Here is a 22,310-nt window from a genome sequence, read left to right as displayed (position 1 = left end):
GTGCCCGGCCCAACGCCAGCAGCTTGTTCACCCCAAGGGTATCGCGCCGCGGCAGTTCAGTTGCCGAAGGCGGCGCGCGCTGCTGCCTCGTCGTCGAATCGCTCCATACGGATCGGCTGGTCGGGCACGAGGTCGACGATCAGCCAGTGGTCCGGCCCTGCGAGCAGGAGGTGCGCGTCGTGCATGTCGGCGATGGTGTATTCGGTCATGGGGTCGCTCCCTGGACGGTCATGGACGCGCTGCTGACGGTGACGGTGCGGCAGGCGCTGTAGACGGTGGTCTCGCCGTAGCCCTGGATCTGCACCGTCGCGCCGGCGGGCACCGCGACACCGGACTGCGTGAGCGTCGTCGACCACGACGACGTGGTGTATGTCTGCATCTGGGAGGCGACCTGGACGCCGTTGACGAGGATGCGGATGCCGCGCTGCTCGGAGGCCCAGTGCAGGCCGTTCGAGCCCCAGGAGTGCGCGACGGTGAACGTGACCGTCCCGGTGCCGGCGCCCTTCGCGGTGTAGTTGCACAGGTCCGTCCACGTGGCGTGGTTGAGGGTCGTCGCGCCGCGGGAACCCTCCCACCGGTCCATCCACGCGATGGCGCAGGTCATCGCGGCCTGGGCCCCGATCGCGGCCGGGGCGTTGAGGAGCTGCGAGCAGGCGACGCTCATGGTCGCCGCGATCGGCACCGTCTGCCCGGCGTTCATGGCCTCGGTGGCCTGCGCCGTCATCGCAGCGGCCGCGCGCGCAGATATGCTCGAGTTGTAGCGCTGCGCAACGGCGGCGGAGAACTTTGCCATACAGCCCATCAGGGGCGCGGCGACGTAGTGCTGGGCCAGCGCCGCGGTCAGCTTCCCCGCCGCGGCCAGCGTGGCGGCGTGCGTCATGCTCTGCTCCACCTCGGCGGTGAGCCTCCCGGCCGCGGAGAGCTCGGTCGCGACGCTCATGGCCGCGGTGAGGTCGGCGCCGAACGACGCTGTGGCGGCGTACTCCGCGAGGATCCGCCACCAGATCGGCGGCGCGCACACCTCGACCGCGACGCGCGGGCGTGCCACCGTCACCCACACCGCGGGCCGGCCGACGGACGCGGACGGCGCGCGCGGCACCGCGACGGCGACGCGCACCGCCGGGACCGGCACGGCCACGGCGGCGCGCGGCCGGCGTGCCGTGAGCCGGGGCGGTGCCAGCCGGGGCACGATCACGCGGACCGTGTGCGCGGCGCGCGGGGCCGCCACGATGAGGCGTGCCGCGCCGGGGCGCGCCGCGAGCCGCGCTGGCTCGGGCAGGTCCGCCGGCAGGCTGGCTGGGCGCGGTCGGGCCACAGCGGGCCGAGGCGGCGCCGGGCGCGGCACCGTGATCCGGGGTCCCGGGCACCCGACGACGACCCGCTGTGGCCGCGGCGCCGGGCACGGCACCGTGATCCGCGTGCACCCCATCGGACTACCCCGCGAGGACGGTGAGCGTCGGCGTCACGTTCAGCACGCCCGCGAACGAGTACACCGCTGCGGTCGGGAGCGCGTACGTCGCGACGTGCTGGCCGGACGAGTGCCACAGGCACACGTGGGTGACCGTCTGCCCGGCGTTGACCGGGCAGGCCACCGTCGAGCCGGTGCCGGAACCGTTGGAGCCCGCGGGCCAGGTGGTCACCTGGTCGGTGTTCCCGGCCACGCGCGCCGTGGCCTTGGTCGTGCCCGGGTCGGCCGTGTGCAGGGTGAGCACGTCGCCCTGCCCCTTGAAGGTCACGAACATCGCCTGCAGCGATGCGTTGTTCACCGGTGGCATGTCAGCCCCGCTTCCCGGGCTTCGTGACACCCGTGACGATCAGGTAGTCGGTGGTCGGCGCGGTCGGCAACGACGCGTACACCGCGAAGACCGCACCAGTGGGGAGGGCCGCGAGGTCCGCGGACTCCATCCGGCCGTAGATGAACGCCCCGGCTGCGTCGACCTCCAACGTGACCGTGTCGACCGTCGCAGCGTCCGCGGCTGCTGTTGCGTAGAAGCGCAACTCCGCCGACGTGCCCGCCGGCCACGGCTCACCGCCCGCCGGGACCTCCAGGAAGAACTCCATGTCCTGCCCCGGGTAGACCTCGATGACCGCCTTGACCGGCCGGTGCGTGAGGAGCGTCGCTCCTCCGCCGAGTGGACTGCTCATACTGAATCTCCTGTCGTTGGTTGATCGGTCACAGCGGTTCCTCGAAGACGTAGAAGGTGATCTCGCCCGGGCCGCCAGCTCCGCCGTTCCCGGTTCCACCTCCGAAGCCGGTGTAGGGCGATCCGCCGCCGCCACCTCCACCACCGCCCGGGTTGCCTCCCGCGGCGCCTGCGCCGGACGTCGTCGCGGAGTTCGCGCCGGCGTACCCGCCGCCACCGCCGGGAGCGCCGAAGCGGTACACCGGATCGGTGCGCGCGGCCGGGCCCGCCGCCGCGTTCGTGGTCGAGCCGCCGAGCCAGCCGCCCGACGAACGCCCGCCCGCGCCGCCGACGCCGCCCGCGCACGATTCGCCGTCCTCGCCGTCGCCGCGGCTGTACGACTTGCCGGTCACCGCTCCGTTGCTATCGGTGCTGACGTCCTTGAGCAGCGCGTCGCCGCCGCGGCCGCCGCGGCCGGGCTTGGTCTCCAGGCGCACCGGCACGGCTCCGGCGAGCTTCGCGAAGGCGGCGCCCATCGTCGCCTCGGCGAACACGCTGGCGCCGTTCATGACGCGCGTTGCGCTCGGCATGGCCCCAGGGCCGGTCGACGTGGCGCCCGCGCCGCCGTTCGCAACGACGACCGACAGACTCGCGGGCATGTCTGCTGGGAGCACCTCGAGGTAGTAGGCGCCGCCGTCGATGCCGTCCGCGGCGCCCTGGCCGTTACCCTTCTCGGCCTTGCCGCCGCCCTGTCCCGCGCCGATGACGTGGATACCGAACTTGGTGATCTTCTTGCCGGACGACGCGGTGGGCCGGTTCCAGGTGGTGGTGCCCGGGCCGTACACCGTGCGGGTGATCGTCTCATTGGGATTCACCACGGTGGTGGTGAGCGCAGACGACGCGACGGCGGCCGCGGTGGAGTGAGCAGCGGTCGCAGAGGACTCCGCGTCCACCGCCTTCTGTTGCAGCCCGCCGATCTCGGCGATGATGTCGGCGAGGGTGCCGCCCACCACCGGGATACCGCGGATCGCGCGGAGGATCGCGTTCACCAGGTCCTGGATGTACGTGTTGATCGACGACAGCGCGCCCTGCAGCCCGGCGACCGCCTGCTGCGGGATCGACGTGAGCGCACCCAGCAGGTCCGCCGCGTCATCCCCGGTCGGAGTGAACCCGAACGCCTCTAAGATCATGTCGCGGATCCGGCCCGCGAGCGCCGACACGGCGCCGATCGCGTCCCACTTCCCCGACAGGAACGCCGCGAGGTCTTCCATGGTCGCGCCGGGGATCCCGACGATCACCTCGATCAGCGTGAACAGCATCCGCATGACGGCGGTCAGCTTGTTCAGCGCATCGCGGAGCGCCTGCCCGATGTTCTCCGCGATCGGCCCCGTGACGTCGTTGCAGCCGAGCCCCAGCGCGAGCTGCTTGAGGATCTCCGTGACGTCGCCGAGCAGCACCTCGGACAGCTCGATCGCGCCGAGCAGCGTGCCCTGGATGTCGCTAGCGAACCCGAGGATCCCACCCATGCCCGGCTCCCCCGACAGGGCCTCGCCGAGCGCGTCGAACCCGGCCTGCACGGCGTCCACCACGTTGGTGAACCCGTGATAGAACTCGCGAGTGATGCCGTCGCCGAACGCGGCAAGGGCCTGGATGAGGAGCTTCCCCTCCTTGCCGACGCCGCAGGCCTGGATGTCCTGCAGGGTGTTGAGCAGCTGCGCCGGGAATGTGCCCGGCGGGGCGGCACCGTCGGGGGACGTCACGGGGCATCACCGCCCTCGTCCTCACCGGTGGCGTCGAACACGCCGTTCCGCACGTCGTCGGCACGCTTCTTCGCCGCCTCGACACGGTCGCGGGCGGCCTGCGCCTGCTGCGCGCGGATCTTGCCCTCCGTAGCCGCCATCCGGCCCGCAGCGCGCTGCACCCACTCCGGCTCCTTCGACAAGTCGAAGCCCTCCGGCGCGCCGGCCGCAGGATCCGCGTCGAACCCCGCGCCGTCGAGGTTCTCCTCCTGCACCAGCTGGTTGCGGCGCGCGAGGAGCCGCGACTCGAGGACGTCAAGCTCGTCGTCGGTCAGCTCGTCGAGCGCAGGGACACGGGAGGCGTCGAAGTCCGGGTCCTCCACGGGGTCACGGCCGACGCGGGACTCCTCCGCCTCGTCCTTGATCGGCACCCACCGCGGCGGGTTGTCCCACACGTCGGGCCCGTGCTCCGGGGGGATCGCCTTGTACCGCGGCTGCCGCGGCGCCGAGCAGTCAAGGTTGTCGAAGACGTGCATCGCGAGGACCTGCGCGGTGTGCTCGGTCATGGACATGTCCGGCAGGCCCTCGCCCATCGGCACCGAGCGGAAGTAGTGCGCGAGCGGATGCCGGGTCTCGCGGGCGACGACGACGCCGTCCGCGTTGCGGTGAATCCCCTTGTTCAGCTTGTTCTTTTCCTTGTTCCTGCGTCGCGCCACGACGCCTCCTATCGTTGAACTACTCGGACTAGACCCGCGTTTTTCTGGTCATGACGACACCCCCAGCGCTTGGACGACGGACCGGATGTTCGCGACCTGACGGGCGAGCAGCGCACCCGGCGTGTCCTCGAGGTGGTCGTTGCCGATGGAGACCTGGAAGATCGGATCCTGTGTGCGGGACCAGGAGTCCTCGACGGTGTACACCTGGTCGACGTAGTACCAGCCGGAGCGGCCGACCTCGGTGGCGACGCGGTCGCCGAGCCCGAAGTGCTGGCCGATGAGGTACGGGGCGCCGTTCTCGACCTCCACCTTCGTGGACGTGTACGCCCGGGACTTCCAGAACCCGGTGCGCACGCTCTGCAACGCACTGAGGGAGAAGCCGGTGCCGCCGGACGCCTCCCACACCTCCCCGAACGGCGGCCCGTTCAGGCCCATCCTGGTCTGCCGGAACGGGTTCGGGATGCGGTCGAACGCAAGTATCACGTCCTCGACCTGCGGGTACACGATGTCGACGAAGATGTTCGGGTTGCCGATGACCTGCCCGAGATACCCCAGCGTCGCGTTGAGCAGGAGCTTCAGCCCAGAGTTCACCCACTGAGGCGACTTCCCGCCCGTGACCACCGCCGACGCGGACGCCTTGTGGATGGTCGTCGCCTTCGACTTCACCCCCGAGATGCCGTGCGTCCGCTTGATGTTGCGGAAATTCACCCACGGGAAGTCCTTCAGCGAGCCCTTCCAGCCTGGCCGCGAGTACTCGGACGGGTTCGGGACGCCCTGGATCTCCTGGGCGGTCTCGTTGATGAAGTCCTCGGTGATCTGCAGCACCAGGTACGCCAAGCCATCGAGGACGGTGCCGGTCAGGCCGCGGTACCCCGACTTGTTCTCGATCGACAGCACCAAGGTGGGCTTTTCGAGCGTGTACCAGTCTTCGGCGGGCTGCGGGTCGCCTGGCAGCCACCGCTCCGCCTTCAGCTGCAGGCCAGCGTCTTTGAGCGTCGGCAGGATCATGTCGTAGAGCAGGCCGAACCGGGTCGCCATCACCGCCCACATCGACGTGTCCTGCAGGACGTCGATCGGCTTGATGATGATCGGCCAGTTCTCCGGGTTCAGGTTCGCCACCCACGACCCCGGGTCGAGGATGTTGTCGGAGAACGTCCACGGCAGCGCGAACCGCCGCAGTAGGTTCAGGAAGATCGCGATGAGGCTGGTGCTGGCCGCCGGGCCTGCCGTGGCCCAGATCTTCGGCCACTGGACCTCCGCGGGGAGGAACGGATTGCAGTACGTCACAATCTTCTTGACGTGCTCGAACTCCGAGATGAACTGCAGCTTCAGGTAGGAGAAGCCGTTGTCGCGGTCCTCCTCGGTGATCGTGGTGCACTTGCCCGACCAGCGAACGCCAGCGGTCTCGACGACGATGTGCAGGTCCTCGTCCTCGCCGAGCTCGTCGACCACCCAGTCACGGATCGGGTGATCGCCGAACAGCTCGAGCTCGCCCTCACCGGAGTCGTTGAGCTTGTGGACGAACTTGCCACTGATCTCGCCGAAGATGCGGGTGCGCTCGGTCCAGTTCTTGTCGTAGATCCAGATCTTCCGGGGGGCGTGGGCCTGCCGGACCATGTCCGCGCAGACCGTGAGCAGGGAGGCGCGAACCTGGTCCGGTTCGAGCAGCGCTGGTGCGGTCACAGGTCCTCGCTCTCGCCGCCGACGAACCGTTCCCACCGGCGCGGCATGTAACACGTGATCTGCGACGTCGCAGAGCCGCCGACGAGCTCCACCGGCAGGGACACCGGCGTGTTCAATTCCGGCGGGAGCGGGTTGTCGAACTCCATGCCGCGCAAGTTCGCCCACCCCGCGAGAGAGTCGTCACGGCACAGCACTCGCGGCTTCGTCGGGTAGGTCTGCACGAGGAACTCCTGGCCTGGCTGCAGCGGCCCGTTCGGGGTGAGCGGGACGAGCCGGCCCGGCGTCAGATCGGGGTTCACGGCGTCCGGGATCTTCCACGTGAACGGCGCGGTCTCCTGTCCGTTGGCCCACTCCAGCCAGCCGAGGGAGTCCGTCGGGTTCCACACGTCGACGGTGCCCCGGTAGGTCACGCCGTCGGGCTGCAGCACCATGTCCGAGCGCTTCAAGGTCACGCTGTCCAGCGGCCCGTACCAGTACGGGTCCCCGGCGAAGTAGTCGACGGTGTGCTTCGCCGTGTTGTGGATGCCGAGCTGCAGCTTCGTCTGGTCCACCGGGGACTCGAGAAGGCGGATCGTCAGCTCACGCCAGCTGTAGCCGTCGATGTCGTAGATCCGGAGCACCGCGTCCTTGCCGACCTTCAGGACGCGCCACAGCAGGGTCTCCATCCACACCCAGTCCGCGGGGTCCTTCCCGACGGTGCCGAACCGCAGCTGCGCGGACCGCTCGTTCACGCGCGGGTTGTCCGAGGGCTTCGCGCCCTCGCCGTACGCGCTCTTCTCGATCGGCTGCGTCTTCGGCAGGTAGTACAGGCCTCCGAGTCCGTCGAGGAGGTGGATGCCGCGGCGCTCGAAGTTCGATGCGTCGAGGACGTCCAGGACGATGAGGTCGTTGCCGGAGGCGTCCCGCTTGATCAGCTGGTACTTCCGATACCGGTTCTTCAGGCACAGCGTCTTCTGGGCCATTACGGGCTCCTCAGGGTGTTCGTGACCAGCGACTGGCCGCCGACAGCGCGGACCATCTGCTGGGTCTGGGCCTTCGGGTCGGTGGTGTTGAACTGCTGGTTGAAGACGGCGGTCGCGCCGCTGCCCGCGGCGCCTGCGGCGACGAGGGCCGGGTTGCCGGTGGCGGCGCCCGCAGCGCTCGCTGCCTGGACGCCGGCCTGTGCAGCCTTCTGGGCTTGCGCCGCGGCGCCCTTCGCTCCGTTGGTCGCGATGTCCACGCCCTTGCCGAACAGGCCGTCGAGGCCGAACGGCGCGAGGAACTGGCCGACGATCTCCTTGGTGGCGTCGCCCGCCCAGCCGATGCCCGACGTGACCAGGTCGCCGCCGGTGTTGTTGCTCGTGCCGGTGTCGCCGGTGACCAGCTCGGGGCCGGTCTGCTCGCCGGTGCGGTTCAGCGTCGGCGTGGCGACCGGGCCCGTGGACTGCGTGACCGGCAGCGGCATCCCCGGGCCGGCGGTCGTCGGCGTGACCGTCGGTGTCTGCGGGAACGGGAGCGAGCTCGGCGCGGCACCACCGCTGGTGATCCCGGCTCGCAGCGCGGCCTCGTTCTCCCGGCCGGACTGTCCGGCGCCGGATCCCCACGGGGAGCCGCCGGACTTCCCGAAGATCGTCGCCGCGACCTGCGCCTGCTGCTGCGGCGTCGCCTGCCCGGCGGTAGCAGCGAACGAGGTGCCGCCGTTGCCCGCCCACGTGCCCTTGGCGATCTGGAACAGGCCCGAGGCCTCATTGCCGCCGGAGTTGGCGTCCTGGATGCCCTGGACGATGTCGGCCTTGCCGCCGGACTCGCGCTTGATCAGCTTCGCCCACTCAGGGTTCGACGACGTCCACGTGCCATCCGGGTTCTGGGTAAGCGGCACCGTCGCGGCGCCCGTGGTGGCCTGGGCCGTGCTGGTGGTGGCGGCCGTCGTCTGCTGCGCGATCGCCTGCGTGTTCGCGGTGACCGCCGCCGTGTTCGCCGTCGTCGCCTGCGAGGTCTGCTGCTGGATCGTCGGATCCAGCCACTCCGGGATCTTGATGCCGAACGCGCTCTCGAGCGCCGCGAGCGGGATCCGCGCGAGCTCCTGCTGCGCAGTGCGCTTCGCGCCGCCGCTACTGCCGCTGCTCGACGACGACGCCACGCTGGAGGACCCGCCGCCGGACCCGCCGCCCGTGGCCGTGTTGTTGGCCCCGGATCCGACGACCGGCCCCGCTGCGCCCGACGGGTCGCCACCCATCGGCAGCCACATCTCGTTCGCCAGGGAGCCCGCCCCCTGCGCGCCAGCGCCGAACTTGCCCGGCGCGCCCTGCGGCCCGGTGTGCTCGAAGTTCGTGCCGTCAGGCAGGGTGCCGGCGGAATGCTGCGCGTCCCAGCCGATACGGAGCGAGCCCGCCGGACCGCGCCCGGCCTGGAAGCCGCGCGCGGCGAGGAACGCGCCCATCCCACCGGTCGCGGTCCGCTGGCCCTGCCCGGGGCCGGATGCCTTCCCGGTCGCCATGTTCGCGACCGACGCGGTGGCGCCGGAGCAGTCGGTGTTCCAGCCGTTGCCCCAGCCGCCGAACACGTAGCCGGAGTTCACGATGCCCGACACCGCAGAGCGGAGACCGCCGACGAGGCCACCCACGTCGTACCCCGGCAGCGTGCCGTTCGCGTTCATGAAGTCGAGGAGGCCGGGGAACTTGCCCTCGATGCTGCCGCGCGCGGCCTTCGAGAGAACGAACTCGTCGGCGTGCACGATGCCGGCGGCCTGATACTTCGAGCCCGGCCCGGTCCATCCGCCCGCGGCGAATCCGACGTGAGGGATCGCGGCGATGTTCACGCCGGGGACCTTGTTCAGCACGCCCACGAAGCTGTTGAGCTTGTCGATCGCCCAGTTGAGAGTCGTTGCGAGCCCGCTCTTGAGCCCATCCCACATCCCGGCCGCGGCGGCCTTGATCTTGTCGGGCAGCCCCTTGACGAAGTCCACCATCTGCGTGAACTTGTCCTTCACGCCGTCCCAGACCTCTTGAGCCTTAGTCACGATGATGCTGATGCCGGTGGTGAAGTCCTTCCACGCCTGCTGCAACCAGGGCACCGCGGTGTTCATGATCCAGCCGACGACGGCCTCGATCGCGCCCCTGATGCCGTTCCATACAGGCTCGATCACGCTGTGCCAGAGCCACGTGAAGACCGGTTCGAGTGCGGCCCAGATCGCCTTGAAGCCCTCGATCTCGGCGCTGATGAAGTCGATCGCGAGGCCGATGGCCGCCTTGATCCCGTCCCAGACGGGCACGACGACGTTCTGCCAGAGCCAAGTGAGGATGGAGCCGACGACCTTGAAGACGGCGATCCATCCGGAGATGTAGCCCTTGATGATCGTGATGGCGACACCGATCGCCGACTTGATGCCCTCCCACACGGGCTGGATGACGTTCTGCCACAGCCACGTCGCACCGGCAGCGATGTTGTCCCACGCGGACTTGAGCCACGGAACGGCGGTGCCGGTGAACCACTCAACGACCGCGGACACCGCGGTCTTGATGCCGGTCCAGATGGTGGCCCAGAGCTTGCGTCCGGTCTCGGTCTTGGTGAAGAACGCCCAGATCGCAGCACCGACGAGCGCCACGGCGGTGATGATGAGGCCGATCGGACCGGTCGCGAACCTCAGTGCAACGCCGAACGCGCGCATCGCGATCGAGGCCGCGTTGGTGGCGATAGTGCCCGCGACGGTCGCCACCTTGTGTGCTGCGAGCGCGATGGTGTTGCCCGCGAGGGATGCCGAGCTGGCGCCGGTGGCGGCGGCGAACACGCCCTGGCCGACCGACGCGATCGCCATGATCGCGTTGTAGGCGACCATCGCGGAGGTGATTGTCTTCGCGGCGAGCGCGATCCCGAGGATCAGCGGCGCGAGCGGTCCGAGGTGTGAGAGCAGAGTGGCGATGTGCGGGGCGAGGACGGCGACGACGGACGCCCACGGTGTGAACGCGTTGACGATGCCGGGGAGGATCGGCGCGAGGTTCTGCAGTGCCTGCCCGAGCGCGGGCATGAGTTCGCGGGCCATGGTGAGCACGCCGGGGGTGGCTTGGCTGATGGCGTCACCGACGGCCTTGAACCCGGGCGCAAGCGCGGGCGCGCTGATCGCGCCGAGCTGCCGGAGCCCGGAGAGCACCGGGCCAACGACCGATCCGATGTTGTCGAGGACCTGTCGCAGCTGGTCGAACGCCGCGCGCATCTGGTCGGGGCTGATGTTGCGGAGCCACTCCCCCGCGGACAGCAGCGCGTTGTTGATGCCGTCGCCGACCCCGGCGAAGGTCTTCGCCGCGGTGCCGGCGAACGACACCAGACCGGCGGTGAGACCGCCGAGCCCGGACTCGCCCTTGAACGCCGAGAAGAACGTGTTGGAGGCGTCGAGCATGTCGGCGAAGCCCTGCTTGGCAGCGGGCCCGCTCAGGCTCTTCGCGACCTCGTTGCCGACCTCGCCGAGGGTGGTGGACAGGCCGACGAGCTGCGGGCGGAACTGATTGACGAGGCCACCCATCGACGCGAACGCGGGTTTCAGCGCGCTCGCGAACGCGAGCTTCATCTGGCTGCTGGCGTCGTGCCACGCAGTGAGCAGCGGCGCCATCATGTTGCCGATCCGCTCCGCGAGAGCGTCGTCCATCTCCTTGAACTGCTCGTTGAACTTCTTCGCACCGTCGGACAGCCCGGCGAACCCAACCTTGAGCGCGACGAGCGCCGGGCCGAGGATGCCCGCGGCGGCGCCGGCCGCCACGCCCATCGCGGCGCCGATCGCGGTGATCGCCTGCAGCATCGGCCCGGAGATGAGGTTGGTGATGCCGGTGGCGACGCCGAGCAGCGCGGAGAATCCGATGGTGCCGATCGCGGCGATCTTCCCGAAGTTCGCGAGCATCGACAGGCCGCGGCCGACGGCCTGCAGCACGGTCACGAGCGCGATGACGCGGGTGAGGTCTCGGGCCAGCTGCCCGGCGAACCGGGACGCGAGCTTGAGGCCGACGGCGAGCTTGCCGAGCGCGCCCGCGCCGAGTCCGCCGAGCACTCCGCCGACGAGGAGGATTTTCTTCGCCAGCTGCCCGGCGGCGAACGCTGCGATCTTGGTCTGCAGAGCGATGCGCGCGAAGTTGGATTGCGCGCCGCCGAGGCCTCCGGCGAATAGCTTGCTGATGACACCGAACCCGGCGGACAGGGCTCCGACGAGCCCGGCCGCGTACTGGCGGCCGTGCGCGGCACCGGCGCCGGATAGGTTCTGGGAGGCGAGCTGCCGCTCCACCGCGGCCGAGTCGACCTTCGCGTCGATCGTCACTGACATCCGCGACGTGCGAAGGCGGCGTTCGATCCCCGCGAGCTCACGGTCGACGGTGCGGGCCGCCGCGTTCATGCCCTTCGCGAACGCGTCGGCCATCCGCCCAGCACTGCGGTCGAACGCGGCCTCGATCTTGTCGAGGTGCTTGGCGACGGCCTGCTCGGCCTTCTTCATCGCGGCTTCGACCTTGGGGGTCATCAGCCGCTCGATGTCATCCCACGTCAGCGTGGCCTTGACGTTCGCTTCAGCGAACGTGCCACCTGGTGCGGTCATCGAGCGAACCCTCTTCGGGATCTCGCTCGGCCCAACGCCAGCAGCAGGAATCTGTGTCTAGGGTACCGCCGACGCAGTCACCGGTACTCGACGACGCTGTCCTCGGACGTGTCCCGCGCCCGGCCGCGGCGGGTGAGCGCGGCGGCAGCTTCAGCGTCGTCAGCGAAGTCGTCGTCGGTGGCATCCTCGATCTCGGCGCGCACCACCCGCGGCGGCTTCCGGTGGAGGTCCCGCTGGAACTGGTCGTAGTCCTTGCGTTCTCGGTTCTGGTACCAGCCGCGCAGGGTGCCGTAGACCGCGTTCGTGGCCTGCGCGAGCGGCATTGCAGCGATATTCACGCCTCGGGCCTGCAGGTCGCCGTCCACCTCATGCCACATCCCGAATGCGGAGGTCCACAGGAACTTCGCCTCCCACCGATTCCACCGGGTGTGATCGAGGACCAGGGCGTCGGTGATGCGGTGCAGCACAGCGACAGTCAGCGGGTGCTGGCGGTCGAGGATCCGGCCAGCGAGCCACACCCGGTCCTCAGCGCGCGGGACGCTGGCGAACAGGTACGGGATCGGGTTGTCGACGATCAGGTCGTCCCAGAGCAGCAGCGGCGCCAGCTCTCCGGCGGTGCGGTCGGGTGCGGCGACGTGCAGCACCCGACCGTCCACGCGGATCACGGGGGTGGTCCCCCACATGCTTATCGGCGCCGACGCGGCTGCGGGCGACGGGGCTGCTTCGCCTTGGCAGCGTTGCGGCGCGCGGCCCGGTTCACCGCGGACTTGGGGTCCGGGGAGAAGTCGACGAGCAACTTGTCGACGATCTGCGCGAGCGTCTCCAGACCGAACCCGTCGGTGCGGTCGTACAGGCGGTGCTGGATGACCATCTTCGACCGGTCGTCCAGGCAGCCCCAGGCGAAGTTCAGGATGGCGTGCGTGCGGTCGGAGTTCGTTGCTGCCGACGCGACAGCCTGCGAGAGCAGCGCGTACGCGGCGTCGTCGGGCTGCTCGGCGCGCAGCGTCTCACCGTCGAGCTTGAAGTGCCGGACCTTCCGCGCCGCCAGCTGCTCCGGCGTGTACTGCGTGGATTCGAACTCGAAGGCCTCGTCGACCTCTACCTCGTCCGCCTCGTCGTCGTCTTCGTCTTCGTCGAGGTCGGGATCGTCGAGCACCTCACCCTCGAGCACTTCGCTGTCATCGTCGAGGTCCTCGTCGTACTCTCCGTCGGGATCCGGTGCGGTCAAACGCTTCTGCCCTGCCATGGTTACCTTCCTCGTCTGCGGACATTCCCCTGCCCGAGCACCGTTTCCAGGGCGCGGGACAGGAAGTGTGTGGCCTCCACGCCACGCACGTACTTGGCGAACACCCACGGCCGCTTACCCTTCGCGGGCTGGCCGGGGCCTTTCATCGAGGCCCGGAACTTCAGGGCCTTCATCGTGGTGGGGTAGATCAGCGCGTTGCGGGGGCCGTGGATGCCGGTGCCCTCTTCCTGGTACGCGGCGTACTCGAGTGGGGAGCCGACGGTGACGGTGACCGCGCGGGGCCGCACGTCGACGGTGTGGCTGATGCTCGATCGGAGGCGGCCCTCGTCGACCGGGGCGTTCTTCTTCGCCTGGTTCACAACGGCGCGGCCGACACGGTTTCCCCACTGCACTGCGCCCTGGGCCATCACACGGTCGGACTCGCCGTGGTTGAACTGGTAGCTGCTACTGGTCGGCATCTTCGGCGCGCTTGCGGCCGCGGCGCGGCGCGTCGGCGGGCGCGGGGACCGGCTCTGCGGCCTCGTCCTGCACGGGAGGCTCGGTGTCGGAGGGATGTTCGGGCGCCGCCAGCTCGATCGGCTGGTCGGGGGTCTCCGCTAATACCTCGACGAGGCCTCGGGTGATCAAGCCATCGAGGACCGGGCTGCGGGTGAGGCCGTGCACCACCTGCCCGCGTTCGTACTGCAAGGCCTTGGTGTGGAATCGGACGTCAACGGGCATGTGGGCGCACCTCTACGGGACGGCCCGGCCCAACGCCAGCGGCTGCTACTTCCCTCGAATCGTACCGCTCAGGGGCAGCATGGGGCGTCAAGGTCGTGGACGATGACCTGCATGACGCCGCCGTACACGTCGCCCTGAGGGCCGACCGGCCGCCACGCGCCCGGCGTCCACCGGTAGTCGTCCGGGACCACGCACATCGCCCGCATCATCGCCTCGGCATCCGAGACGCCTTCGCGCGCCAGGTCGGCGAGCACGTCCATGTCGGGCGTCCGCGACGGATCGTTGGGGTAGCAGCGGTTCACGACGAGGTCGAGCGTCACATCCCAGGACGACGGTGCGCCGCACCCGAGCCCGGGGTCCTGTGGGGTGATCGCCGCGATGCGCACCGCGGCCATCGCGCACGACGTGTAGGCCGGCACCATGTCGCCCGGGTGGACGGTGGCGAGTCGCACCGGCCCGGCGAGGCTCTGCTCGAGCTGCACGACGAGTTCGTCGCGCAGTGTGGCCGCGAGCTCGTACGGGTCCATCAGCGCATCACCCGCGCGCCCCGCGCGATGTCCGGCGAGAACACCTCGGGGCGGGTCAGGGTGCGGAACGGGTTCACCGAGGCGATCCACCGATCAACGGACGGCACGCCGGTGGCCTGGTCACCGATCAGCGCAGCCATGTCGACCATCTCCATGCTCATGCCCTGCCGCGACACCGTGCGCACGTTCTCCGGGAGGCCGCAGTCCTGGCCGTCGGCGGCCTTCCACAGTTCGTGCGCGAGCGCGCCGGCAGCTTCCTGACCGCCGAGCGGGACGGGCACACCACGCACGTAGTCGATCTCGAAGCCCGGACCCGGCTCGACTGGCGCGGGCCATTCCCCCGCCGGGTCGATGCGCACCAGCCACCGGTGCTCGCGGATCTCCCACGCGGGCGTGAGCACTGCGGCGCCGTCGACGCGCACCTCGAGCACCTCGTGCACAGGGCCGGGTAGCGCGACGCGGCGCCGGGACGGCGCGCAGAACCCGATGATCGGGTACCAGTCGACGCCGCCCTCACCCTCGTACGTGCTCGGCCGCCCGTCGCACGCGAGGTACGGGCGGACAGTGCGCGCGGTGAGGCCGAACACCCGGCCGGTGCGGCGCCACAGCAGCTCGACCGCGATAGCCGTGAACCGGCCCCGCATCTCCGGAGTGAGCGCAAGCCACTTCGGATCAGGCGAGACCGGTTCAGTAACAGGCCAGAACGTCACCATCGGCTACGGGGTGTGGTAGCCGGGCGCCAGCGCCAGGGTCACCGGGCCGTCGGTGACCGCGGGGACGGGCACCGTGGACCGGATCCACGCGTAGTGGTCGGTGTCCTCGAACGGGGTGATCAGCGGCGCCGCCACCGGCGTCGGCGTGCCGGCCATCTGCACGTTGTACGGGCCCGGGCCCCAAGCGGTTCCGGGGCGGGTGTTCGCGGTGAACGTGAACGTGGCCGCGGTCTTCTCGATGGTGAAGTCGCCGAGCTTCGCGGAAGCGATGTACGGCAGCACGTGGTACAGGAACGGCTTCCCGCCGCTGCCGCACACCGCGCCGGGGATGTCCGACCACACCTCGAGCGCGAAGAACACCTCCTCGGCCTGGCCGAACATGTTGCCGACGGACTCCCCGGCGGCGTCGACGAGGACCTTCTGGCCGGTCATGATCTCGACCATGTCGAAGTCGACCTCGCAGAGGGTGGCCTCGATCTCGATGTTCTTGATCTTGTCGGGCGCCTTGTCCTGGATGCAGATGTCGCCGTTGGCGTTCTGCTCCTCGGTGTCCTCGCCGTCGACGTACTGCGGGGACAGCTGGATCGAGGCGAATCCCTTGGTGACGACGACGGCGGGGCCGACCTCGATGGGGTTGCCGCACTCGTCGAGCTTGGTGATCCGGAGCGCCTTGCCTCGGATGCTCTTCATGGTCGCCACGGCGGGCTCCTTCGTGAGGATGCCCGGCCCAACGCCAGCAGCGAGTTCGTTCTGTTGTTGATGGTATCCCGCTCGGCGGGGCGGGATCAGCTGTCGGAGCCGGTGTTGGCCCTGCTCTTGCGGGTGGCGGGCTTGTTGACCGGCTCCGGCTCGGGCTCCGGCTCGGGCTCCGGCTCGGCGATCGCGGCCGCGAGATCGTCGTCGACGTCGAAGGCGGTGCCGCCGCCGTGCGTCGAGGTCCGCACGCGCTCCGGGTGATCGCCTGCTGCCTTGAGCAGTCGGGCGGCCAGCGCGGGGGCTTGCCCGGGCTTGGGGATGATCGTCGGCATGATGGGCCTCCTACGGTGTCGGGTCGGTCGAGTCGATGGTGATGACTGCGCCGCCGGGGTCGAACGCGACGACGACGGTGCGCTGGGCGAGGACGAACACCTCGTTCGTGGTGAGGTCGATGCCGTCGGCCCACTGCATCGGGTGGACCTTGACGCCGGAGCGGCGCACCGTGATCGGGCCGGACACCGCGATGCGGTTCGGCTGCGGGTAGTCGCCGAACGACCACGCCGTGTCGAGCGGCGTGGCCAGAGCGTTGCTCTGACGGACGGTGAGCTGTGCGCCCGCGGCGACAGCACCGAGCGCACGAGGCGCGTGGAGGATCCCGCGGCCCGCGAACGCGCGGTACGCGTGGGTCTCCAGCGCGCCGACCGCCGCCGTGATGTCCGGGACGGTGCCGAGGTCGGTGGCGTCGACGGTGAGCGACGGTGTCGCGGCGGCCCAGATGGTCCGTTCGAGCGCCGCGCCCTCGCCTGCGGTGAGCCGAGCTTCGGCTTCTGCCTGCACCGAATCCTCGTCGAGTCCGACGGTCTTGCAGGTGAACCCGGTGTACAGGGTGACGGCCAGCGCGTGCGGGAAGTCGAGGCCCTCGTCGAACTGGCGGGCCGGCTCGTCGGTCATACACTCGGCGGCGGCGAGGCGCACGGCGTCGCCGCGGGCGTTGGCCTTCCACTCGACGCCGAACTGGAAGTGCGCGGCGTCTTCCGGTGGTGTGAGGTCGGCGACGGACAGCAGCCCGAACCGGGTCGGGGTGACCGACGGGGCGGGCACGTACAGCAGGGGCCGCACGGGGGTCGGGGTGGTCACGTCGTCCTCCTAGATGGCGCGGGTGCTGAGGTGGCCCGCCACCCTGCCCCCTTGGGGAACGAGGCAGGGGTGCGGGCCACGGGGACTGCTACGGGGTGGCGGGGACGACCACGCCGTTGCCGTCCAGCTCGCGGGGCTGGCTGGTCACGCCGTTCACGAGGGTCGGGAACGTCACCAGACGCGCGCTGTACGCGCGGCGGGCGACGAGCATCTTCTCCTCGACGAACAGCTGGATGTAGTCGTTGATCTTCAGGTTGGTGCTGTCGTAGATCGTGTCCAGCGACAGCACCTCACCGCGGCCGCGGACGTACGTGCCCGCGGGGTAGATCAGCGCCTGCACCGTGTCCGGCCAGTCCTTGTACGCGTCCGCGCCACCGAACCCGGTCGACGGAGTCGTCGCGCTGGTGAACGAGTCCTGCCAGTCGTACACGAACTGCACGCGCACACCGCGTTTCGCGAAGTAGCCGGTGATCGCACCGTCGTCGACCTGGTCGAACGCGATGCCGGTGCGCAGCGACAGGTCCTGCCGGATGAGCGGCTTGAGCCACAGCGGGAGGATGCACTCGAGGAGCATCGTCTCCGGCGCGCGGTAGCCGTACCGGACGTCGACAACCTGCTGTTCGAGGCCACCGAGGACCGCGGTGGTGACCGACGGGCCGAGGGTGACGGTGCCGACGTTGGTGGCCTCCGCGACCATGCGGGAGATGGTCGACGCGTTCACCTTGTGCGCGTGGGCCGCCAGCGCGCCGGCGGTGGCCTCGCGGCCTACCTCCGGGTACGCGTCCTGCTGCAGCACACCGGCGATCAGGCCGAACCCGACCACGTCGGAGCGGACGTCGATCCACGGGTCGACGCACGGGATGTGCCAGAACGTCTTCTCCTGGCCGGCGATCGCCTGGGTCTCGGTCTGCGCGAAGCCGACGCCCGCGTAGATGTTCTTGAAGTCGAGGCCGCGGTTGAAGCGGATGCCGCCGCGGTTGACCTGGATGTCCGGGACGTCGATCAGGCCGGCCTTCGCGTCGGCGAGGATGCCGGGCAGGTCGTACAGGGTCTGGGACGGCGAGCACCAGCCGCCGGCCGCGACCAGGCTGCCGCCGTCGAGCCGCGAGTGGTCGGCGGCGTAGTTCAGGACGTCGGTGTCGTCGCGGCGGTCAGCCGACGCGACGAGCTCCTTCGGGAACGGGCGACGGATGGTCGCGACGTTCTCCTTGATCACCGCGTTCGGGACGTACCCGGACGGCAGCGCCTCGATCTTCGCCTGCACGGCGGCGGTGAGACCGTCGAGGCCGTCGAGCTCGGAACCGGCGGGGATGCCCTTGACGTTGGCGGCGGCGACGATTGCGACGCCGCGCGTCTCCGTCGGGGTCGGCTCCTGCTTACGGGGCAGCGACCCCAGCGGGACACGGCGCCGCGCCCCTGCGCTGGCGGCGATCGGCGCGGCCTCCTGCACGGGCGCGTCGACACCCGCTGCGGGCGTGTCGGTCTGAGCGGTCGACGCCTTCTTCTTCGCGTCGACACCAGCGGCCTTCGCTACCGGCTCGGCAGGGGTGTCGACCGGCGCCTCGTCGGCGGGGGCCTCATCCTCCTCGAGCGGCTCCGCCGGATCCTCGTCGACGTCGTCGCGGGCGCCGACGGCACCCATGCGGTCGGAGAGGGACGCGAGCGTCGCGGCTCGCTCCGCAGTCGCGGCTGCGGCAGCGTCAGCTGCCTGCTGAACGGACTCGCCGATGGACACCAGCGTCTCCATGACGGTGAGGTCCTCGTCGGTCGGGTTCTCGACGTTGACCTTGTCCTGGAACTCCGCCTGAGCCTCAGCGGCGATCGCCGCCAGGTCGGTGTCGGGGTTGTCCGCGATCAGCTGGCCGACGGCACCCGCGGGGTCGTCGGACTGCTCTGCGGCGGTGATGAGGTCCTGCAGCTTGATGGTCACCGGGGTCTCCTCGGGGAGAAGCCCGGCCCAACGCCAGCAGCACTACGTGTGGATCTTCGTGGTCAACTGTAACGCAGGTCAGCGTGTCAGCGTCGTACCTGCTCGTACACGCCGCCGTCGTGCTGCGCGGCGGCTCGCGCTTCCGCCTCCGTGGCGAAGCGGCGGACGATGCCCGTTGCGGGCCACCGCACCTGGTACTCGGTGACGTTCTTGTTGCCGGAGCACGCACTACACGCCATTGTCGAGATCCTCGTCGTAGTCCTCGTCGGCCTGGTCGCCGATCTCGTCGAGCAGTGCCTGGAAGCCGGGGATCCGCTGCGCGGTCGCCTTCTCCCAGCCGCGGCGCCACATCTGCGCGAGGAGGACGTCCTTCCCCGCGTGCGGGTTCTTCACTCCCGGACCGGCGTTCAGACCGGCGACATAGGCCTCGGCGAGTTCCGTACCGCGGGTGCTCGGACGGTTCGCGAGCACCTCGCGCACGTTCTTGGTGACCGTCGGGATGTCGATGGTGGTCATTGGTAGTACCCCTGCTGTGTCGTGTCGAAGTTCCCGCCGCGGCCGGCGAGCCAGCTGTCGCGGACGACCTGGCGGGTGATGCGGCCGTTCTGGTCGAACCACTCGGCCATCTCGTCGGTCATGTACTTGCGGGCCGTGGCGTCGTTGCTGGTCCACAGGACCATCTCGGACAGGTGCTGGTACTTCGACTTGAGGCGGTATCCCTGGACGGTGCCGCCCTCAGTTGCATCGTACTGCTCCGCGATCGCGGTGGTGTGAAGCGCGCGCACAGCGTCATCGAACCCGCGGACGGTGGCCCCCTCGGCACGGGCGGTCGCGATCGCCTCGCGGCGGCGGATCCGCTCGACGGGCCGGCCGAACGCCTCGGCCTCTGCCTCGTCGGGCTGGTAGCCCTTCTCGATGAGCGTGTCCATCGCGTCCTGCTTGGACCGCCGGTCCTTGTCGCGGCGGGCCTGCGCGCGGGCCTTCTCCGCGGCGTGGGCGTCGGCGGCCTTCTGCGCGGCCGCTTCGGCCTTCTCGAACCGGGCGATGTTCTCGTCCGACGGGTCGGAGAGCGCAGCGACCGCATCTTCGAGTTCGGTGATGGTGCGCTTCGCGGCCGCCGCCTTCGACTCCCGCCCCCGGATGCTGGCCTTCGACGTCTTTCCGCCGGACGGGCTCCCTTCCCCGGGCATGAACTTGCCGCCCAGTCCGCCGGGTGTGCCCTTCGGCCAACGCTTGCGTTCACCGAGGGTGGACATCCGGTGTCGGAGCGCCGTCACGCGCAGCCCCTGCATCCGCCCCGACGCAACGACCGCGCGCTGAGACCGGTCCCGCTGGTCGCGCTCGTCGAGGGTGCGCTGCATCCGGTCCAGCAGGCTGTTGAGCCGCTCGTGCTGGGCCTGCGCCTGCGGGTCCGGCCCCGCGGGAAGGCTCTGCCCGCCATCGTCAGACGACGTCGAGGTGCTGGCCTTCTTGCCGGTGAGCATCTCAGTGAGCGCCTGCACGAACGCGCTGATCGGATCGACCGGCGTGCTGGTCTTCGCGCTCGACGACTTCGTGCCCGAGGTGGTGGAGTCGCTCGACTTGGTCGACGTCCCGGACTTCTTCGTCGACTTCGAGCTGGTCGCCTTCGTCTCGCCCTGCTCGTACCAGTTCGCACCGTCGGACATGGTGCCGTCGCTGTAGTACGCGACGCCCGCCTCGAACTTGGTGAGCTTCCCGCCCTTCGCACCCTGGTCCGGCGACTCGTCTTCCTCCATGAACGCGCTGTCGCCGGACTTGCGGGCCGCCGTGGAGCTGCCGAGCTTCTTGCTGCCCGACGGCACCTGCCCCTTGGTGGTGGTGTCCTTGCTCTTCGTGCTGCTGCCCTTGCTGCCGCCGCTCCCCTTGCCCTCCTTCGATCCCGCCGGGTTCTCGGCCTTGATCGACTCCCACTCCTTCTCGACGGCCTGGGTGCGTGCCGTCCCGGTGGGGATCGGCTGGCCGACTTCGACGCCGTATCGGTCCGCGCCCTCCTGCGTGCGGACGATCCGCTGGCCGCCCTGCAGCTGGGTGCCGTCCTCCTCGACCGGCGCGGCGACGAGCGACATCCGCCGGGTCAGCCCGGCGACGCGCAGTGCGCTCATCCGCGCCCGGACATCGCGCGTGCGGATCCCGTTCATCCGCTGGGCGAGCACGCCGGCGCGCGCCTTGCGGATGCTCGCTTCAACGGCGCGCGCGGTCGCCGGGGTGACGATCCCCGCGGCGACGAGCGCCATCTCCCCCGACGCCGCCATGCTCTGCGTCCGTGGGATCGGGAAGCCCGGCACGTTCACGGCGAGCGCCGCGACGAGCTCGAGCCCGCCGCCCGGGGTGACGGTGCGCCAATCCCCGGACAGTGGGGAGCGGCGGAGTTCGGCGAGCCGCTGCTCGGATACCCCGGGCAGGGTCCGGCCGGCGACCCACACGCCGTGGGTGTCCTCGCCACAGCGGACGACCGCCACCGCCGAGCCTGTGTTGTCGTAGTGCGCGGCGGCCGCGGTGGCGCCGACGCCGGGCCGGGTCGACGCGTGGCCGGTGCCGAGGGTGATCTTCCCGACCGGCAGGTCCCGGCCGTCGGCGAGGCGCACTGCGCCCTGGTGGAAGTAGCGGTAGTTCGACGCCGACCGCGGCGCGGTGACGCAGGCGCCAGCGAATCCGGTGTGGCACGAGCGCCAACCGGCGAGGTGCCCGAATACGCGGCCGTCGTCGGTGACCTGCAGCGCGGTCAGCTCCCCCAGCTTCGGGTCGGCGAAATCGTCGGCGTCGTAGGCGATGCCGGCGGCGATCAGCGACGCGGTGAGCCCGGACGGCTCGACGGTGGCGGCCTCGATGTGCGCGGACTCGAACGCGGGCCCGGCGACGAGGGTGGCGCCCATGATCTTCCACTCGGTGACCCGGATCAGCGAGTCGATCTCGAGGTCGAGCACCTCCACGCTCGCGACGTCGAGCTCGGCGCCCTGCTCGTCGAGGGGGATCTCCTCGGCCTGGATGTCGGACAGGTCCGCCGAGATCCAGCGCTGCCCGTTGGCGACGCGCTGCGCCCACTCGCGGCCGTCCTCGTCGTCGTTGAAGGTGCCTTCGGCCCAGACGTGCCCGTCCTGCAGCCAGACGCGGCGGATGAGGCCGACGACGATCGCACCGTCGTGGCCTTCGTCGACATGCTTCTGCGCCGAGAGGGGCAGCGGGAGGGGCCGGCACGGCGGGTCGGTGATGGTCTCGTCCAGGACCATGATCCGGCCGTCGCCGGACCGCTCGTTGATCGGCATGATCGGGCCGCGCCAGCCAGACGGTGCCGCGGGGGCCGGGAGTGCGTCGTCGGGGACGATCGGGGCATCGACGGCGGGAGCGGTCACGGGCACCTCGGAAGGTCATGCCCGGCCCAACGCCAGCAGCGGCTGGTTACAGGGTATCGCCGCCGCGCCGCGATCCGCGTATAGTGCGAGGTATGGGACGCTACCCCGCCTTATCCTTGAAATAACAGGACACTTGAACGGGCGGGATGCGTCCCATA

General features: G+C 70.2%; 22 protein-coding genes. All 22 read right to left on the bottom strand.

The window, feature by feature from the left end; genetic code table 11:
• Nucleotides 1-56: 56 nt before the first annotated feature.
• The 22 genes from AXK61_RS24735 to AXK61_RS02655 all read right to left on the bottom strand — a co-directional run bounded on the left by AXK61_RS24735 (nt 57) and on the right by AXK61_RS02655 (nt 22,152).
• Entirely contained in the window at nt 57-209 is a 153-nt protein-coding gene (locus AXK61_RS24735; RefSeq protein WP_156485535.1) for a hypothetical protein, read from the bottom strand.
• Nucleotides 206-1,315 (bottom strand): hypothetical protein, encoded by a 1,110-nt coding sequence (locus AXK61_RS02750; protein ID WP_068743703.1) that lies wholly within the window; start codon nt 1,313-1,315, stop codon nt 206-208. The genes AXK61_RS24735 and AXK61_RS02750 overlap by 4 nt, the downstream gene beginning before the upstream one ends.
• A gap of 118 nt (nt 1,316-1,433) precedes the next feature.
• Nucleotides 1,434-1,766, bottom strand: a complete 333-nt coding sequence (locus AXK61_RS02745; protein ID WP_156485534.1) for a hypothetical protein — start codon at nt 1,764-1,766, stop codon at nt 1,434-1,436.
• A 10-nt stretch (nt 1,767-1,776) separates the two neighbouring features.
• On the bottom strand, nt 1,777-2,145 hold the full coding sequence (locus AXK61_RS02740; RefSeq protein WP_068743700.1) for an LtfC-like domain-containing protein: 369 nt from the start codon (nt 2,143-2,145) through the stop codon (nt 1,777-1,779).
• 28 nt (nt 2,146-2,173) lie between these two features.
• Nucleotides 2,174-3,883: a hypothetical protein gene (locus AXK61_RS02735; protein WP_068743698.1), complete on the bottom strand. Its 1,710-nt coding sequence runs from the start codon at nt 3,881-3,883 to the stop codon at nt 2,174-2,176.
• Nucleotides 3,880-4,578 carry a hypothetical protein gene (locus AXK61_RS02730; RefSeq protein ID WP_068743696.1) on the bottom strand — a complete coding sequence of 233 codons (699 nt, stop codon included), beginning with the start codon at nt 4,576-4,578 and terminating at the stop codon, nt 3,880-3,882. The genes AXK61_RS02735 and AXK61_RS02730 overlap by 4 nt, the downstream gene beginning before the upstream one ends.
• 48 nt (nt 4,579-4,626) lie before the next feature.
• Complete coding sequence (locus tag AXK61_RS02725) at nt 4,627-6,261, bottom strand: Gp37-like protein (RefSeq protein ID WP_068743695.1); 1,635 nt, start codon at nt 6,259-6,261, stop codon at nt 4,627-4,629.
• The gene (locus AXK61_RS02720; RefSeq protein WP_068743694.1) at nt 6,258-7,223 is read right to left on the bottom strand and encodes a hypothetical protein; all 966 of its coding nucleotides are present in this window, start codon (nt 7,221-7,223) and stop codon (nt 6,258-6,260) included. Before AXK61_RS02720 ends, AXK61_RS02725 begins: the two co-directional genes overlap by 4 nt.
• Nucleotides 7,223-11,812: a transglycosylase family protein gene (locus tag AXK61_RS25605; RefSeq protein ID WP_068743690.1), complete on the bottom strand. Its 4,590-nt coding sequence runs from the start codon at nt 11,810-11,812 to the stop codon at nt 7,223-7,225. Before AXK61_RS25605 ends, AXK61_RS02720 begins: the two co-directional genes overlap by 1 nt.
• 77 nt (nt 11,813-11,889) lie before the next feature.
• On the bottom strand, nt 11,890-12,495 hold the full coding sequence (locus AXK61_RS02710) for a hypothetical protein (RefSeq protein WP_068743688.1): 606 nt from the start codon (nt 12,493-12,495) through the stop codon (nt 11,890-11,892).
• Nucleotides 12,496-12,497: 2 nt separating this feature from the next.
• Nucleotides 12,498-13,058, bottom strand: a complete 561-nt coding sequence (locus AXK61_RS02705) for a hypothetical protein (RefSeq protein WP_068743687.1) — start codon at nt 13,056-13,058, stop codon at nt 12,498-12,500.
• Nucleotides 13,059-13,060: 2 nt separating this feature from the next.
• Nucleotides 13,061-13,516, bottom strand: coding sequence for an HK97 gp10 family phage protein (locus AXK61_RS02700; protein ID WP_068743686.1), 456 nt, complete (start codon nt 13,514-13,516; stop codon nt 13,061-13,063).
• Nucleotides 13,503-13,778 (bottom strand): hypothetical protein, encoded by a 276-nt coding sequence (locus AXK61_RS02695; protein WP_068743685.1) that lies wholly within the window; start codon nt 13,776-13,778, stop codon nt 13,503-13,505. Before AXK61_RS02695 ends, AXK61_RS02700 begins: the two co-directional genes overlap by 14 nt.
• Before the next feature lie 68 nt (nt 13,779-13,846).
• A complete protein-coding gene (locus tag AXK61_RS02690) occupies nt 13,847-14,305 on the bottom strand; it encodes a hypothetical protein (RefSeq protein WP_068743684.1) in 459 nt (152 codons plus the stop codon).
• Complete coding sequence (locus AXK61_RS02685) at nt 14,305-14,949, bottom strand: hypothetical protein (protein WP_068743683.1); 645 nt, start codon at nt 14,947-14,949, stop codon at nt 14,305-14,307. Before AXK61_RS02685 ends, AXK61_RS02690 begins: the two co-directional genes overlap by 1 nt.
• Nucleotides 14,950-15,021: 72 nt before the next feature.
• Nucleotides 15,022-15,717 (bottom strand): hypothetical protein, encoded by a 696-nt coding sequence (locus AXK61_RS02680; protein ID WP_068743682.1) that lies wholly within the window; start codon nt 15,715-15,717, stop codon nt 15,022-15,024.
• A gap of 86 nt (nt 15,718-15,803) precedes the next feature.
• Nucleotides 15,804-16,046 (bottom strand): hypothetical protein, encoded by a 243-nt coding sequence (locus AXK61_RS02675; protein ID WP_068743681.1) that lies wholly within the window; start codon nt 16,044-16,046, stop codon nt 15,804-15,806.
• A gap of 10 nt (nt 16,047-16,056) precedes the next feature.
• Nucleotides 16,057-16,851, bottom strand: a complete 795-nt coding sequence (locus AXK61_RS02670; RefSeq protein WP_068743679.1) for a hypothetical protein — start codon at nt 16,849-16,851, stop codon at nt 16,057-16,059.
• Nucleotides 16,852-16,939: 88 nt separating this feature from the next.
• The gene (locus tag AXK61_RS02665) at nt 16,940-18,781 is read right to left on the bottom strand and encodes a major capsid protein (RefSeq protein WP_068743677.1); all 1,842 of its coding nucleotides are present in this window, start codon (nt 18,779-18,781) and stop codon (nt 16,940-16,942) included.
• A gap of 86 nt (nt 18,782-18,867) precedes the next feature.
• Entirely contained in the window at nt 18,868-19,020 is a 153-nt protein-coding gene (locus tag AXK61_RS24725) for a hypothetical protein (protein ID WP_156485533.1), read from the bottom strand.
• Entirely contained in the window at nt 19,010-19,297 is a 288-nt protein-coding gene (locus tag AXK61_RS02660) for a ribosome modulation factor (protein ID WP_068743674.1), read from the bottom strand. The genes AXK61_RS24725 and AXK61_RS02660 overlap by 11 nt, the downstream gene beginning before the upstream one ends.
• Nucleotides 19,294-22,152: a hypothetical protein gene (locus AXK61_RS02655; RefSeq protein WP_068743673.1), complete on the bottom strand. Its 2,859-nt coding sequence runs from the start codon at nt 22,150-22,152 to the stop codon at nt 19,294-19,296. Before AXK61_RS02655 ends, AXK61_RS02660 begins: the two co-directional genes overlap by 4 nt.
• Nucleotides 22,153-22,310 lie beyond the last annotated feature (158 nt).

The organism is Tsukamurella pseudospumae, assembly GCF_001575205.1.
Lineage (GTDB): Bacteria > Actinomycetota > Actinomycetes > Mycobacteriales > Mycobacteriaceae > Tsukamurella > Tsukamurella pseudospumae.
The sequence above is the reverse complement of the archived record's forward strand: the minus strand, read 5'-3'. Positions and strand labels throughout refer to the sequence as shown.